The organism is Rhodococcus sp. NPDC059968, from assembly GCF_042738615.1.
Classification (GTDB): domain Bacteria; phylum Actinomycetota; class Actinomycetes; order Mycobacteriales; family Mycobacteriaceae; genus Rhodococcus_F.
In genome coordinates, this window is the sequence record NZ_JBHWUE010000035.1 from 1 (window position 1) to 15019 (window position 15019).

Consider the following 15019-nt stretch of genomic DNA (forward strand, 5'->3'; position numbering starts at 1 on the left):
TGGTCGAACTGGGGATTCACCCCGTGGCCGGGGCGTGCGAAGTCGGGCTTGTTGACGGTGTCGGCATACTTTTCGTCGGTCTCGGTGTAGAAGTCCAGTGCCTTGGTATCGGCGCCGACACAGAACTGATTACCGCCGCCGGTGAGGACCACGGCCCGAACGGCGGGATCCGCATCGAGGGTTGCCATGGTCCAGCGGAGCTCAGCATTCATGCGGGACGTCCAGGAGTTGCCACGGCCAGGGCGGTCGAGCCACACCGTGGCGACACCATTCTCGCGGATTTCGTAGCGGGTGACCTTGAGGTCCATCGCGCTGTCCTCTCGTGGGTGGAAGTGGTCGATCCGGGGCCCTGGTGTGGTGCAGGCTTGACAGGTTTGCCCACGTCACGTGTACACCGGCCAGGCCAGGAACGATCAGGGTTCGTATACTTCGGCGTCGGCGAGCCACATACGGTGGACCCGACGTGTGTTCAGTTCAAGCGCGGCGGCGACGTCGCGGCATCGAATGTGTCGAGCAAGGTGCGAGGGCTGCGCGGGTCACCGGTGTGCTCACCCCGGGACGAGCACTGCCTTCACGATTTTGCCGGTCTCGGCGTCGTCGATGGCTTGATTGATCTCGTCGAGGGTGTACGTGGTGATCAGCCGGTCCGCTGGAAATCGTCCCTGCCGATGGAGGTCGAGCAGAACAGGGATGAACTCCTCAGGGCGGGTATCACCCATTGCCACGCCCGTGATGGTGCGACCGGTGGAAAGAAGGCGCGTCATATCTGTCGAAAGCTCTGTTCCCCTGGGGCCTACACCCAGAATTGCGCAGGTCCCCGTGGGCGCCAGACAGTCGATCGCTTGTGCCGCCACCGCTGGTACCGCGCTCGTCTCCACGCTGTAGTTCACACCCGACGGTGCGACAGACCGGAGGGCCTGCATGACGTCCCTTCCATCCGAGGCGTCGATCGTGTGTGTAGCACCTAGTTCCTGCGCCAAGTCCAGCCGAGAAGGATGGACATCGACAGCGATGATGGTGGTACACCCGACGACCTTGGCTGCCATGACAGCCGCTAGTCCCACCGCTCCGGCACCGAAGACTGCGATGCTGGACCCCACTGGTGGAGCTAGTCTGTTCATGACGGTTCCGGCGCCTGTTTGAAGTCCGCACGCGAGCGGACCCGCCACAACGAGGTCCGCGTCCGCGCCGACCTTTACCACATTGCGTTCGGTCGCAACCGCATGAGTGGCGAAGGACGACTGCGCGAAGAAGAATCCGTGCACAGATCCGTCTCCGTGTAGAGCATTGGTTCCATCCGGTCTGCTCCCGCCCGTCGTCCACGTCGCGTGATCGACGCAGTAGGCCGGGTGCCCGCTTGCGCAGTAGTGGCATTCGCCACAGTGCCAGTAGGTCATTACGACGCGATCCCCGGGGGCAACCTTGGTGACCGATTTGCCCACGGCGCGGACGATGCCGGCACCCTCATGTCCGAGAACGATCGGCAAAGGCACAGGCATCCACTGGTTTCGGACTGCCACATCGGTGTGGCAGAGCCCGACGGCCGACACCTCGACGAGTACCTCATCGGATCGTGGGTCGTCGAGCGTCAGTTCCTCGAGTGATAACGGTGCCTCCTTCTCTCTCGCCACGGCGGCACGGATCCGCAACATGAATACTCCTTCCGATGAGGGGCAGAACCTGAAGTGGTGCCGACCTACTGCTTGTGTAACCAGCGATCGCTCGCGTAGATGGACTTGTATTCGGTGTAGGCCTCCAGTGCTTCGGGGCCGAACTCGCGGCCGAGGCCGCTGTCCTTCATCCCACCGAACGGCGCACCGGGGTCGAGGGTGTAGTAGTTGATCCCAAACGAGCCAGTCCGTACGCGTCGAGCGATCTCGAGCCCGCGGGTCTCATCTTGTGTCCAGACGGAGCCGCCCAGCCCGTAGCTGCTGTCGTTGGCGATCCGGACTGCGTCGTCGTCACCGTCATAGGGGATCACCACGATGACTGGACCGAAGACTTCCTCCCTGGCAATGGGATCCGAGTTCGAGACACCGGAAAACACGGTGGGTTCGACGAACCACCCACGCGCTTGATCAACTGGCCTACCACCCCCTGTCACGAGGACGGCACCTCCAGAACGTGCACCATCGATGTGTGCCAGCACCCGGGAGCGGTGCACTGCACTGACCATCGGCCCACAGGTCACTTTGGGATCCAACGGATTTCCGAGCACGAGGTTGCGGGCATGGTCGGCGACGACATCGACGATCTCGTCATATCGACTACGCGGAGCGAGGATTCGGGATTGAAGCGCGCAAATCTGACCGTTGTTGCGGAAACTCGAATCCGGCAGGCCGGCGGCGAAGACATTCAGGTCGGCATCGTCAAGGACGATCGATGCTGATTTGCCGCCGAGTTCCAATGTGCACGGTCGGATCAACCGACCGCATTCGGCACCGATTGCTCGCCCCGCCGCCGTGGAACCGGTGAAGGCTATCTTGTCGACGGCAGGGTGTGAGACGAGTGCCGCACCGGCGTCGCGATCGCCTGGCACAATGTTGAGCACTCCACCCGGAATCCCGGCCGCGCTCGCCGCTTCTCCGAACGCGAAGGCGTCCAGCGCGGTTTCGGGCGACGGCTTGAGGACGATGGTGCACCCCATCGCAAGTGCCGGCGCGATCTTCATGACCGCCAGCGTCTGCGGCGAGTTCCACGGCGTGATCGCACCCACCACACCAACAGGTTCTCGTCGGACGATGGTCGAACCGCGCAGACTGGCACGGACATCCTCGGTCTCCGCGTCCGCCACCAAGTTGGCGTACATCCGAAGCGTCGCCGCCGGGCCGGATCCATTGGCCACCCGCGACAGCGTGATCGGCATGCCGTTCTCTCGGCTGACCAGGGTGGCAGTGTCGTCGGCGCGGGCCTCGAGTTCGTCGGCGAAATCAAGCATCAGAGAGGCCCGCTCGGTCGCGCTCATGCGACCCCAGGGGCCGCGGTCCAGAGCGTTTCGTGCCGAATCCACTGCACGCCCGATGTCACGCCGGTTTCCCAGGGGAGCCCTACCGATCGTCTCCTCGGTGGCGGCCTCGATGACCTCCACCGAATCCGTGCTGTCGGCCGGCACCCACTCGCCGTCGACATAGAGAGATTTATGCTCGATCACCGGTAACCCTCCAGAAGCGTGCCGATCGGCATCGCATCGTCCCGGGTGAATCCGGCCTGACGGAACCAGGAGGCCTCGCGTTCGACCTGCCGCGCGGCGAGGCTCGCCATGAGGTCAGCCGCCGATGAATCTCCTCCGGCACGCCGGCCGCTCAGCTGCTGATAGAGACGCTCGGTGAGCACCTTCATCCGACGCGTCTTTTCGGTGATCACGTGAAGCGGGGTTGCTGCCTCCGTGGCACTCGGCCCGTCCTCATTCAGAATGTCGATGACGTCGCGCTCGTCCGACGCGATCATCTGGGCGAACGCGGTGAGGGTCGTCCGGTAATCCTGATACTCGACCACCGCGTATCGATACTCGTGTTCATGGCATTCGATCAGGGACCCGAGGGTGGCATCGATCAAGAGGACCTGCTCATGGGCGAAGTGCGCGCTTTCGGGCAGTGCGGGTACCACGGTCTCGGTGAGCCTGCGTCGAATCGCTTCAAGTTGCTGAGTAACGGTCGGAATCATGCGGAAACTCCAGATACGAGTCGGTTGAGTTCTTTCGAGAAATACGCGCCCAGACCTGGATAGATGAAGTTGTACATGACATCGAGCTGGGTCATCCGCAGGTCTGCATTGCGTGGGGCCGTTCCGATCAGCGAGATCACTGACCAGTAGAGCGCATAGACCATGTAGTAGTTCAGGCGTTCCCGGTCGACTGTGAGCCCCGAGATCCGCTCGTAGTCTGCGATGAATTGCTCCGTTTCAACCAGGCCCGAATTGAGGAACTCTCCTGATTCCCCCACCGAACCCCATGCGGGGAGCATGGCGTATGCAAGATCGGAATGGCGGTCACCCAGATAGCAGAGTTCCCAGTCGATTACGGACTTGATCTCGCCGCTGTGCTCATCGAAGAGGAAGTTCCCGTTTCGGTAGTCACCGTGCAGCAACGACACTTGATCGACAGGCGGCCGGTTTCGCCAGAGCCACTCCCGAGTAAGTGTGATCGTCGGATGGGGTTCGAAGGCATCCTCGTCCCACGCCCGGTCCCAGAAAGTCAACCGCCAGTCCAGGGCTTGGGTCGTCTGGGCACTCGGAATATCGAATCCCTCGAGATCTGCACCAGACCAGTCGTAGGCGTGCAGGTGGGCGAGGTGCTCGACGAACTGAGGGGCGAGCAATTTCTGCAGCCTCGGGCCGTACACCGTGCCCAGTCCGGTGGCGAGGGGAACGGCATCGGTTGGTGCAGAGACCCCCTCGGCGAAGCTGGTGATCATCGCAGGTGAGCCGAAGTCGTCCGAGCCGGGGGATATCCAGTATGCCGTCGGAACCGGCAGCGCCGACTTCACGGCGTTCAGCATGGAGAACTCACGCTGGACATTCGTCTCACAGCAAGCCCCGTGGGACTTGATCCGGAGTACGAGCCGCTCGGATCCTCCGCCACGGGACAGGCGGAACGAGTAGCACTCGTTTGCACCGCCACCGGACAGCTGAACGACGTCGGTGACCTCGAACTCCTCATCGAGGCGGTTGCGGAGGAAGCGAGTAATTCGTACCTCGGCCTCTTCGGGGGTGATCCCGGCTCGACTTCGTGAGCCCAGGGCGCGGCGGCGTGCCCGTTCGTCGAGTAACTCGTGCAGGTTCCTTTCGATTGCATCCTCACCGGGCGCTTCGTTGCCGTGACGAAGACCTGCCGGCAGTTCGGTCTCGAGTTTCACAGTTTTTCTCCTCATTGTGAAGGGGGTGCGGTCAGACTTCTTCCAAACTCCGATTCGACGTATTCATTCCGAAGAATCCCATCGTGATCGCGAATACCAGAGCGCAGACTGCCATGTAGGCGAAGACGGGAGCGAATCCGAAGCCGTTGTAGATACCGGCTACGAGGAACCCCTGGGCTAGGCCGGCAACGCGTCCCATTCCGTTTCCAATTCCTGCACCCAGGCCGCGAAGATTTGTCGGGAAAATCTCCGGAGCATAGGTGTAGAGAACCGACAGTGCGACGTACGAGAACGCCGTCAGCAGAAACCCTGAGATGACGATCAGAATGAGACTGTCCACGACAGCGAAGGCGAGAAGAAATACCGCGACGAGTACCATGCTGACCGCGCCCACTCTACGGCGTTCAAATTTGTCGATGATGGGGTACGCCAGGAAGGAGCCCGGGACGCTTGCCAGCGACATCATAAACGCTATGTGCAGGGCCTGCGTTTGGGGAAGCCCGCGCTCGACGAGGAGGGTCGCTACCCATCCGTTGAAGCCGTAGTTGATCAAAATGAAACAGATCATGCAGACGGAGAGAACGATCAGTCGGCCAATATACTTACGAGAGAACAACTCCGACACGCGGCCGGTGGGTACCGGTTCGGCTACGACAACCTCGGGGAGTTCCCCTCCAGTTTTGCGTCGCGCCTCGTCCTCGAGCTTGCCGATCAGCGTCTCGGCTTCGACCTCTCGCCCATTATCGATCTGCCATCGCACAGACTCGGGGAGGACGCGCATGCCGATCAGACTTCCGATGATTCCCAGACCTCCGACCACGAATACCCAACGCCACATTCCGGGACCCATTGATATAACGATGCTGGAGATTCCTGCAACGGCCGGAATTCCTACACAGCCAAAACCGAGGAGGAGGGCTTGATAGCGACCTCGCAGATGCTTTGGGTACATTTCACTGACAAACACAAGCAATACGCCGGTCATGGCCTGGAGCCCCACTCCCGTGAGGACACGGAAGGCACCGAGAAACATCACATTTGGCGAGAGGGCTGCCGCCAAGGAGAAAACCGAGTAGAAGACAACAGCCGATAGTATTATCTTCCGCCGACCTAGCCGGTCGGCCAGTCTCCCTCCTAGCACTGCACCGATCATCATGCCTACAAAGGTGACAGACGAGAGAAGCCCGATCGTAGAGATAGATAGTCCCCATTCGGCCCGTAGAGCAGGTGCCGTGTAGCCGAGCATTGCGGCATCTAATGTGTCGAAGAAGAAGAAGAAAGCAAGGAGAACCATCCACTTTTTGTGTGTGGCGGTCGCAAGCGGCAGTCGATCAATTCGGGCTTTGAGAATGGCAGTCGAGTCTTGCTGCCAGGAGGTCGAAGTAGTCATATCGCCTGCATGCATCCTTATCCGGTCCGATCTGGGTGATCCGTTCATCGGGTCCTCCTGATGGTTGGGGTCCCGGTTGTTCAGCAACACTTGTGGTTCCTGAACGTCACTTGACTGAGTAGTGACCTTCCCGTTGCGCGAAGGCGTTCTTGGTGCCGCTCCGGCTGCGCTCTCGCAGGAAGTTGAATTCGTCCTCTTCGAATCTGAGGTTCGTGCCCAGGGTGTGCCCGACATATCCGCGAGCGAACTGCTCGCTTCCGCCCAGACTCTCCATCGCCTGCTGCCACATGGCCCGTCCCGTCACCAAGGCATCTCTGGGATGCTGGGCGATCCGCTCGGCCCATGCTTGGACGGTGCCCTCGAGGTCGGCCTCCGGCACCGACCGGTTCACCGCCCCGAATCGCTCCGCATCCCGGCCATCGAATTCGTCTCCGAGCAGGAGGATCTCGCGGGCCCTCTTCGGCCCGTACTTGAGGATCTGGGTGTTCAGATGCCAAGTGTTACCGGCCAAGCCCAACCGTTGCTCGGCGTGACTGAATCGGGCAGTGTCTGCGGCGATGGCGAGGTCGACCAGTTCCACGAGGTACATGCCTGCACCGGTGCACACACCTTGGACCTGCGCGATGACCGGCTTGAGCGAGAAGTGGAATGCCTTGTAGTTCTCCCCCAGTTTGCGATCTCGCGAAAGCCGGGATCGTTGACTGGGGCGGCGCGGCTTCGTTCCGTCAGCGCCCGGTTCGAGTCCGTAGGACTTGGCGGCGTCGTTGTAGTCGTGTCCGGAGCAGAAGGACCGTCCGTTTCCTTTGAGGATGATGACCTTGACGTCGTCGTCGTCCTCCAACTCGTGCAGTTTCTCGACCAGCAGATCGAGATCGGCGAACCGGAGGGCGTTGTGCTTCTCGGGACGGTTCATGACGAGTTTGGCAACCGGTCCCTCGCGCTCTACCAGGATGGCATTGCTCATCGTTTGTATCCTTTCATCGGCGTGTTAGGAGACGGTTGTATTGATGTGAGGATCTCCGCCGCCTCGTCAACAATCCTGGGCAGGTATTCCGCGACCGTGACAACGTCGGAGATACCGCTGGCAACCTGCCCCATCAGCACGAGTCCGTTTTCGGTGTCGCCCTCGATTTGGGCGCGCCGCATTGCGGCGATCTTCTCGGCCTGGGGGGTGGTGCCGGTCCGCATCTTCTCCGCGGCGGGGTTACGTAGCATCCGGCACGGCCCGAAGACGCCGTCGATCAACAGGTCGTCACCTTCCTGTGCTGCGACGAGGGCGTCCCGGTAGGCGGGGTGCCATTCGGTGTTGTCGGTGGTCGCCGCGAATCGGGTACCGAGAGCGACGGCGTCGGCGCCGAGACAGAGCGCGGCGGCCAACCCGCGGCCGTCTCGCACGCCTCCGGTGAGCACGACTGGCACATCGACCGCGGCGGCGACGTTCGGAACGAGCACGAAGGTGTGCATACCGCTGGCCGGTGCGTGCCCGCCCATTTCCGAACCGGCGGCAATGACGACGTCGACGCCAGCTTCGACCGCCTTCACGGCATGCCGCGTGGCACCCACCTTGTGTTGGTGGATCATGCCCTCGTCGTGGATCCTCGCGGTCAGGCCGGCGGGGAATCCGGCAGAGGTGGTCAGAACGCGCAACCGGCTTGCGATCCCGGCATCGCCCCGTCGTGCCGCGAACACCGCGTCGAGATAAATGCGCGCGAATGTCGCGATCCCACCGTTACGGTCGTGGCCCACCGGGATGTTCACCGCGAACGGGGCGGAGGTGCGGGTCGCGCATTCCTCGATGCTGCGGCGCAGCTCGGCTGCGGCCGCATGAAGGTCGCCGTCCGTTCCAGGCACGCTCACCGTGCCCAGACCGCCCGCGTTCGACACCGCCGCGGCCAGTCTGGTGGTCCCGAACGGGCCCATCCCTTCCTGAACTACCGGGTGCCGGATACCGACCAGATCTGTGTAGCGGTTGGCGAGGGGACCGCGCACTTTGTCACTCATCATGTGCCTTTCGCGTCGGCGCAGCACCGGCAGAGGGTGTGGCGGCCCATGCCGGAAGAATTGATCCGCCCACTCCGCATCGCTGCCACTCACCAAGGGTAAATAACTTCGTGACACGAATCATAGTTCCCGTACTATTACTCTTGATGAGTTCGCTGTCAAGAGGTCATTCACGGACCCCCTGATGGATTTACCAACCTCGAGGAGACATACAGGTGACGCTGATGGATAGTGACCCCCACACCGAATCCGACCCTCTGTCCATTCCGGGCCTACTAGGCCGGAACCCCGCCGCCCTCGAGTCCACGGAGATCGCAGCAGCAAGTCGCCCCCCGCTGACCATGATCGGCAATCGGCTGCGGGAAACGAACGCCAATGCCCCCCTCGGCCCCGCGCAAAGTTTGGTGTTGAGCCAGCTCACGGCCGCTGATTCGATGCCGATCACCGAACTGGCGGCCGCCGATGGCCGCGCAATTTCGACCATGACCGAAATCGTCGGTCGACTGGCCAAGGCCGGATGGGTCGAGAAGCGCGAGGGCCTCGAGGACCGCCGCCAGGTCCGGGTCGCGATCACCGCGGCAGGCCGGCGCATCCTCGAGGAGAACCAGCAATTGCGCAACCAGACACTCGCCGAGCGCATCTCCACCCTGGCCGACCACGAACGCGTCGCACTCGCCGCCGCGCTCCCCGCCCTGTGGAAAATCGCCGACATCGATCCCGAACTGTGGCCCCGAGTTCATGGGCGCACCGTCAAGCGCCCCCGCCGACAGGCGGAACCCATTCACCAGGAGCGACCCGCCGACAGAATTTAGTTCGTCCCCCTTGACAGTTACGGCGATCACATTCACTCTTGAAAAATGGTTCGCGTAACGAAGCAACCCACTGAGGTTGCAACACCGCCCCGTCCACTTGATTGGCTGTCCGGCATCCGGGTCGTCGAAGTTTCGACCGGGGTCGCGGCACCGCTGACCGGCCGGATCCTCGCCGAACTCGGCGCCGAAGTGATCAAGGTCGAATCCCGCGCCAAGTTGGACGTCAACCGGGTGCGGGTGCCACGAGAGGAAATGTCGGGGCTCGCCGACCCCGAGACGTTGCGATTGGAAGGCTTCGGCCTACTCCACGAAGCGAGTGCCAGTAAGCGCAGTGTCACGCTGAACCTGAAGACCGAGGCCGGCCGCGACTTGTTCCTGCGACTGCTCCGCGAAGCGGACGTCTTCGTCCAGAACTTCGCACCCGGCTGGCTCGAACGACTCGGCCTGTCCATCGAAGACCTGTTGCATCAGTGCCCCCGCCTGGTGGTGTTGTCGGCCACGGGTTACGGCCAGACCGGTCCGCTGTGCCAGCAACGCGCATACGCACCGATCATGAGTTCGCTCGCCGGACTGGAGGGCGTGATCGGATATGAGGACGGCGCGGTCGTCGGAGCGTCGGCGACCGCGATGGCCGACCTCAACTGCTCATTCTACGGCGCCTTCCTCGTGCTCGCCGCCCTCAACGGACGCACCCGGACCGGTGGTGGACGGCATCTCGATCTCTCCCAGACCGAGGCATGCGTCGCACTGCTCGGTGAGGCCATGGTCGAGTACGCAACCACAGGAAAGGCGCCGGGACCCACCGGAAACACCACCTCCACCGGTCGCCGCGAAGTGGTGCCGTGCAGCGACGGCCGGTGGGTCGTCGTCGATGATGCACCCGAGGGCGATCTCGTCTCCACCCGCCCCGACGCGGTTTCCAGCGAGGAATTGGTTACCCAACTCCAGTCAACGGGAATCGCCGCGACGCCGGTACTGACCCCCCAGGAGGTATTGCAGGATCAGGCTTTCCGGGATCGTGGGCTCTTCCAGGAGGTCGAACATCCCGTCCTCGGCCCCTTGATTACGACCAGTATTCCGTGGCACCTCGACGGCGCTGTCCCGCGTGTTCGCTCGTCGTCACCGTTGCTCGGCTCGGACACCGAAGAGATCATGACCCAACTTCTCCGTGTCGCCTCCGAGGACTTCGATCGTCTGACCGCTGAAGGAGCGTTTCACTGATGTACGACTCAATGGCCGGAGTAACGGTCCTCGAGCTTTCCGGTACGCGGTCCGCGGCTTTTACCGGCAAACTTCTCGCCGATGTCGGCGCGACCGTTGTGCGCATCGATACCTCCGAGCCCGACCCGTATCTCGACATCCACAAGCTCGCCAGCACGAGCGCAGTCACCGACCTCCTTCCTGGTGCCGAGGTGTTCCTCACCGATCTCGACGACGAAGCATTGAAGGCCCAGGGTGTATCACTCGATACCCTCCGCCGCGACTACCCTGCGCTCGTCGTCACCGCCCTGTCACCGCTGGGCCGCACCGGTCACCGAGCCGACTGGCATGCCAACGAGATTGCGATGCAGGCGATGTCCGGTCTGATGCACGTCACCGGCTATCCGGACCGCGAGCCGCTCGCCGCCCCGTACGCGCTGGGGGCCTTGCAGTTGGGGATCAGCGGGGCGGGGGCCACCTGCGCGGCGGTGCTCCGTGCCCGCCGACAAGGCACTGGTGCCATGGTGGAAATCAGCGGCGCCGAAGTACTGGCCTCCTACGTACGCATCTACGGTGCCGTCGGCGAGTACTACGGAATCGAGCTCACCCGAGCCGGCTATCGAGCACCGGGATCCGGCGGGCGCTACCCCTTCGGAATCTTCCCGTGCAAGGACGGGCACGTCGCCCTCATCGCCCGAACCGCCCCCGAGTGGGACCGGTTCGTCGAGATGATGGGTTCACCGGAGTGGGCCTCTCTCCCCCGATACACCGACGCCCGGGCGATGGCTATGGACTACCCGGATGAAGTCGATGAACTTGTCATCCCGTGGTTGACGAGCCACACCCGCGACGAACTTCTGGATTTGGCTCAACAGCACAAGGTTCCGATGGCCCCCGTCCGCCGAGTGGACGAACTCACCGACGACATTCAGATGCAGCACCGGAACTTCTTCGAGACCATCACACTCGCCGACGGCACCCCCGCTACGGTGCCCGGCCGGCCCTGGGTCGAAACCTGCGCGCAAACACCCTGACCTTTGTAGACGGGTACCGAACCCGACCGGGCTTGCCCGACCAACCGCCTCTCTCACTACCGCCGACGCGTCGAGCCGACTCGGGTCCCCAAGAGGAAAACCCAGAGGAACAATGACTACTCCGCTCTCTTGGCAGCAAGACACTGCTGCAGTTCTCAAAGCCCGAATCGATCGACTGCCGATAGCGACAGCCACACACAAGAAGTGGATGACGCTTCTCGCCTTCTTCTTCTTCTTCGACACCATGGATGCCGCCATGCTCGGATACACGGCACCAGCGCTCCGAGCCGAGTGGGGACTGAGCATCTCCACCATCGGGCTCCTCTCGTCAACCACTTTCGTCGGCATGATGATCGGTGCCGTGGTGGGAGGGAGATTGGCTGATCGTGTGGGTCGGCGCCCGATAATCCTAGGCTCCGTTGTCTTCTACTCGGCGTTCTCGCTGGCTACAGGCCTCGCACCGAACGTGACCTCTCTCGGCGTCTACCGCGCGCTCACCGGACTGGGGCTCCAGGCGATGATCGGCGTTCTACTTGTCTTTGTCAGCGAAATGTATCCAAAGCATCTCCGAGGACGTTATCAAGCACTCCTACTTGGATTTGGATGCATCGGAATTCCTGTGGTTGCAGGCCTCGCTAGTTTTCTTATTCCGATGGGCCCTGGAATGTGGCGTTGGGTATTCGCAATCGGAAGTGTGGGAATCATCGGAACCTTGGTCGGGATGCGCACTCTTCCGGAGTCGGTGCGCTGGCAGGTCGATAACGGGCGAGCGGCCGAAGCCGAGGGGCTGGTCGACAAGTTGGAAGCCGAGGCTCGACAGAAAACCGGAAAGGAACTCCCTGAGGTAGTGGTCACCGAACCGGTCCCCGCCGGGCGAGTGTCCGACTTGTTCACCCGTAAATATTTGGGACGGCTGATCACGCTTTCCGTATGTATGAGCTGTTTCGTGCTGATCAATTACGGATTCAACGGCTGGGTCGCAACCCTTCTGATGGAACGCGGGCTTTCCCAAGAACAGTCAATGCACGCTGCCTTCATCATGTCACTGGCAAGCGCCCTGGGCGCCTTCCTGGTGTATCCGATCATCGACAGGTTTGAACGCCGCGTGGTGGGGTCAGTGTGCATGGCGCTTGTCGCGGCCCTTCTTACGCTCTTCGCCTTCTCGGACAATGCCACCGTTACCGTCCTATCAGGATTCCTGCTGACCGCATTACTTTTCGCTGCACTATCAGTTCTCTACACATACGCACCGGAGGTATTTCCGACCAACCTGCGTGGATTCGGCGCAGGAATCGCAAACGGAACGGGACGCGTCGCCGGCCTGGCCCAGGGGTTCGTCGTAGCGGCCATATTCACTAGCTTCGGCTTTTCGTCAGTATTTCTCTATTTGGCTGCTTGCGCCCTCGTATTCGCAAGTTCACTGGGATTATTCGGAGTGAAGACATCGAATCGAAGCCTAGAAGAAGTCTGACACGGTTCCCAAATCACCAGAGGTGATAATTCATAAAAGCGGCACGCCGCTTCCGGAGGAGTACCCGTGATCGAGCATAAATCTCTCTATGTCGACGGCGAGTGGGTGCCGGCCGACAGCACGGATTCGGTCGAGGTTATCGAGGCCGCCACCGAGGAGGCGATCGGTTGGGCTCCCCTGGGAAATCGGCGTGACATCGGGCGTGCGGTGGAGTCGGCACGAAACGCTCTGGACCGCGGCCCCTGGGGTCGCATGAGCGCGACCGATCGGGCCTCTCTGATGCTTGATTTCGCCGGAGTGTACGAACTGGCTCGTTTGGGATCAACTACTAAACCCTCGACCCCGGTGCGCCGTTCGGTGGGATGAAAAACAGGCCTAGTCCGCGAGTCGACCCCGAAGCACTGGAGGCATACACCGAATACAAGTCCATCTACGCGAGCGATCGCTGGCTACACAAGCCCTGGACTCGATTTGTGTAGCGAGCCCTAAGGGCTATGAAGATTGGTTCAGTTTCACTGTTGAATAGGAGAACGAAATGACCTCAAATGGACGGCTCGCGGGAAAGGTGGCGGTCATCACCGGAGCCGCGCGCGGCCAGGGGCGCAGTCATGCACTTCGCCTCGCAGGCGAAGGAGCGGACATCATCGCGGTGGACGTGTGCACCGATTACGGAACAACGGATTACCCGATGTCCACCGCGGAGGATCTGGAGCAGACCGTCAAGGAGGTGCAAGCTCTCGGAAGGCGGATCGTCAGCCACACCGCCGACGTCCGAGATCTCGAACAGCTCAGATCCGCTGTCGATCACGGCGTCGCCGAACTCGGGCGGCTCGACATAGTCGTCGCAAATGCCGGTATCTGCATACTCGCGACCTGGGACGAGGTCACCCCCGAGGCGTGGGAGGACGTCATCGATACGAACCTCACCGGCGCCTGGAACACAATGGTTGTCTCAGCACCACATCTGATCTCAAATGGCGGCGGATCAATCGTTTGCACGGGTTCTACCTGTGGAGTCAAGGGCCTGCCTTTCTTTGCCCCCTATGTAGCGTCCAAGCATGGGTTGGTCGGCCTCACGAAAACATTGGCCAACGAACTTGCCCAGCACAACATTCGGGTCAATATTGTGCACCCGGCGGGTGTCGCCACGGACCTCACGAGTGGGCTGGCACGCATAAGTGAGCTCATCGATTCCAACCCACGGTTCGGGGGAACCTTCATGAATGCGCTTCCAGTCGAACGACTCGCAGCAAATGACATCAGCAACGCGGTCCTTTTCCTCGCGTCCGACGATGCCCAGTTCGTGACCGGCACCGAGCTTACCGTGGACGCAGGGAATACCAACTTCTAACTCTCACTGCTCAGTTTTGGCGTAGTACCCCTGGTTCAGCTCGATGTAGACGACGTCCAGGCTCGCCGCACTCCCTGACTGCGCCGGTCCGGCACGTCGCCGTGCGGGCAGGGGGTAGGTGGCCGACGGTGCCGTCAGGGAATATTACGGGTTCGAGCTCACCCGCGCATGACATCGAGCACCCGGCTCGGCTCGTCGGATTGGCTCACCGGAGTGGACCACCTCCCCGGTACACCCACGCCCCGGCAATGGCCATAGGCAACGCGAGCCGAACCGCGCTCAGCCGATTGTCCGGCTGACCACCCTGATCTCGGTGCTCAGACAGCGGCCGGACATGACTGCTGCGGGTCCACAAGGTTCAAGATGCTGTCCGGCCACGGCGTCGCTCGAGAGTCGGTAGGGAGGACATGCACGGAGGTGAACGTTCCGTGGGCGGCACGAGCGCGAGGTTGTCCGTCGAATTCTTCTCCGTAGACGTCGAATTCGAATGTGATAGAGCTTCGTCCCACTGCGCGTATGCGGACTGTTGTGGTGACCTGCTGGCCGAACCAGAGCTTCGATGTGTAGTTCACAACTTGCTGAACTCTGGGCATGCTCGGGAAGTGCTCGAGCAAACCCACATGGCGGTACAAGCGGACCTCACAGGCCTCCACCCATCGCAAAATCGATGAATTGTGGTGATGCCCTGCAGCATCGGTGTCGGACCACTCGACCATCGTTGATAGTGTCGCCGATCGTGGCGGGAACTGTCTGTCGGTGCCGCTGCTGGTCACGGACGCTCCTCCGTTGCGGACAAGAATGTGCCTTGCCCTGAGGTCAGGACGCGGCCCGACAGGGTCTGCACGGCAGCGTTTACTGTGGTGATCCGTCGGCCCCGACGTTCGGCCGTGGCACGAAGAAGCACCGT

16 protein-coding genes are annotated in these 15019 nt (G+C 61.8%); 7 read left to right on the forward strand and 9 right to left on the reverse strand.

Features of this window, described 5'->3' with window-relative positions:
* From ACFWAY_RS25540 to ACFWAY_RS25560, 5 genes are all read right to left on the reverse strand, one after another.
* Nucleotides 1-308 (reverse strand): enoyl-CoA hydratase-related protein (locus ACFWAY_RS25540; RefSeq protein WP_378512629.1); only part of this gene is annotated, 308 nt, incomplete at its 3' end.
* A 240-nt stretch (nucleotides 309-548) separates the two neighbouring features.
* The gene (locus ACFWAY_RS25545) at nucleotides 549-1649 is read right to left on the reverse strand and encodes an NAD(P)-dependent alcohol dehydrogenase (RefSeq protein ID WP_378512630.1); all 1101 of its coding nucleotides are present in this window, start codon (nucleotides 1647-1649) and stop codon (nucleotides 549-551) included.
* A gap of 47 nt (nucleotides 1650-1696) precedes the next feature.
* Nucleotides 1697-3151: an aldehyde dehydrogenase gene (locus tag ACFWAY_RS25550; protein WP_378512631.1), complete on the reverse strand. Its 1455-nt coding sequence runs from the start codon at nucleotides 3149-3151 to the stop codon at nucleotides 1697-1699.
* Complete coding sequence (locus ACFWAY_RS25555; RefSeq protein WP_378455035.1) at nucleotides 3148-3663, reverse strand: hypothetical protein; 516 nt, start codon at nucleotides 3661-3663, stop codon at nucleotides 3148-3150. Before ACFWAY_RS25555 ends, ACFWAY_RS25550 begins: the two co-directional genes overlap by 4 nt.
* Nucleotides 3660-4625: a phosphotransferase family protein gene (locus ACFWAY_RS25560; protein WP_378459131.1), complete on the reverse strand. Its 966-nt coding sequence runs from the start codon at nucleotides 4623-4625 to the stop codon at nucleotides 3660-3662. The genes ACFWAY_RS25555 and ACFWAY_RS25560 overlap by 4 nt, the downstream gene beginning before the upstream one ends.
* On the opposite strand from ACFWAY_RS25560, the gene ACFWAY_RS25565 reads away from it, so the two are divergent.
* Nucleotides 4536-4730 (forward strand): hypothetical protein, encoded by a 195-nt coding sequence (locus ACFWAY_RS25565; RefSeq protein ID WP_378455088.1) that lies wholly within the window; start codon nucleotides 4536-4538, stop codon nucleotides 4728-4730. The two genes, ACFWAY_RS25560 and ACFWAY_RS25565, sit on opposite strands and share 90 nt — an antisense overlap.
* 154 nt (nucleotides 4731-4884) lie before the next feature.
* Here the strand turns inward: ACFWAY_RS25565 and ACFWAY_RS25570 are convergent, their stop codons facing one another.
* The 3 genes from ACFWAY_RS25570 to ACFWAY_RS25580 are packed head-to-tail and all read right to left on the reverse strand — an operon-like array spanning nucleotide 4885 to nucleotide 8244.
* On the reverse strand, nucleotides 4885-6333 hold the full coding sequence (locus ACFWAY_RS25570; protein ID WP_378455034.1) for an MFS transporter: 1449 nt from the start codon (nucleotides 6331-6333) through the stop codon (nucleotides 4885-4887).
* Nucleotides 6334-6349: 16 nt separating this feature from the next.
* Nucleotides 6350-7207 (reverse strand): enoyl-CoA hydratase/isomerase family protein, encoded by an 858-nt coding sequence (locus tag ACFWAY_RS25575; RefSeq protein ID WP_378455033.1) that lies wholly within the window; start codon nucleotides 7205-7207, stop codon nucleotides 6350-6352.
* Complete coding sequence (locus ACFWAY_RS25580; protein WP_378512632.1) at nucleotides 7204-8244, reverse strand: NAD(P)H-dependent flavin oxidoreductase; 1041 nt, start codon at nucleotides 8242-8244, stop codon at nucleotides 7204-7206. The genes ACFWAY_RS25575 and ACFWAY_RS25580 overlap by 4 nt, the downstream gene beginning before the upstream one ends.
* Nucleotides 8245-8468: 224 nt before the next feature.
* Between ACFWAY_RS25580 and ACFWAY_RS25585 the strand changes: the two genes are divergently transcribed.
* From ACFWAY_RS25585 to ACFWAY_RS25610, 6 genes are all read left to right on the forward strand, one after another.
* Nucleotides 8469-9056, forward strand: coding sequence for a MarR family winged helix-turn-helix transcriptional regulator (locus tag ACFWAY_RS25585; protein ID WP_378512633.1), 588 nt, complete (start codon nucleotides 8469-8471; stop codon nucleotides 9054-9056).
* 45 nt (nucleotides 9057-9101) lie between these two features.
* On the forward strand, nucleotides 9102-10277 hold the full coding sequence (locus ACFWAY_RS25590) for a CaiB/BaiF CoA transferase family protein (protein WP_378455030.1): 1176 nt from the start codon (nucleotides 9102-9104) through the stop codon (nucleotides 10275-10277).
* Nucleotides 10277-11290, forward strand: a complete 1014-nt coding sequence (locus tag ACFWAY_RS25595; protein ID WP_378455029.1) for a CoA transferase — start codon at nucleotides 10277-10279, stop codon at nucleotides 11288-11290. The genes ACFWAY_RS25590 and ACFWAY_RS25595 overlap by 1 nt, the downstream gene beginning before the upstream one ends.
* A 208-nt stretch (nucleotides 11291-11498) precedes the next feature.
* Nucleotides 11499-12761, forward strand: coding sequence for an MFS transporter (locus tag ACFWAY_RS25600; protein WP_378512634.1), 1263 nt, complete (start codon nucleotides 11499-11501; stop codon nucleotides 12759-12761).
* A 66-nt stretch (nucleotides 12762-12827) separates the two neighbouring features.
* The gene (locus tag ACFWAY_RS25605; RefSeq protein WP_378512635.1) at nucleotides 12828-13127 is read left to right on the forward strand and encodes an aldehyde dehydrogenase family protein; all 300 of its coding nucleotides are present in this window, start codon (nucleotides 12828-12830) and stop codon (nucleotides 13125-13127) included.
* A 169-nt stretch (nucleotides 13128-13296) separates the two neighbouring features.
* Nucleotides 13297-14112: a mycofactocin-coupled SDR family oxidoreductase gene (locus ACFWAY_RS25610; RefSeq protein ID WP_378512636.1), complete on the forward strand. Its 816-nt coding sequence runs from the start codon at nucleotides 13297-13299 to the stop codon at nucleotides 14110-14112.
* Between the two features lie 317 nt (nucleotides 14113-14429).
* Here ACFWAY_RS25610 and ACFWAY_RS25615 read toward each other — a convergent pair whose 3' ends face one another.
* Nucleotides 14430-14828, reverse strand: coding sequence for an acyl-CoA thioesterase (locus tag ACFWAY_RS25615; protein ID WP_378455084.1), 399 nt, complete (start codon nucleotides 14826-14828; stop codon nucleotides 14430-14432).
* Between the last annotated feature and the right edge of the window lie 191 nt (nucleotides 14829-15019).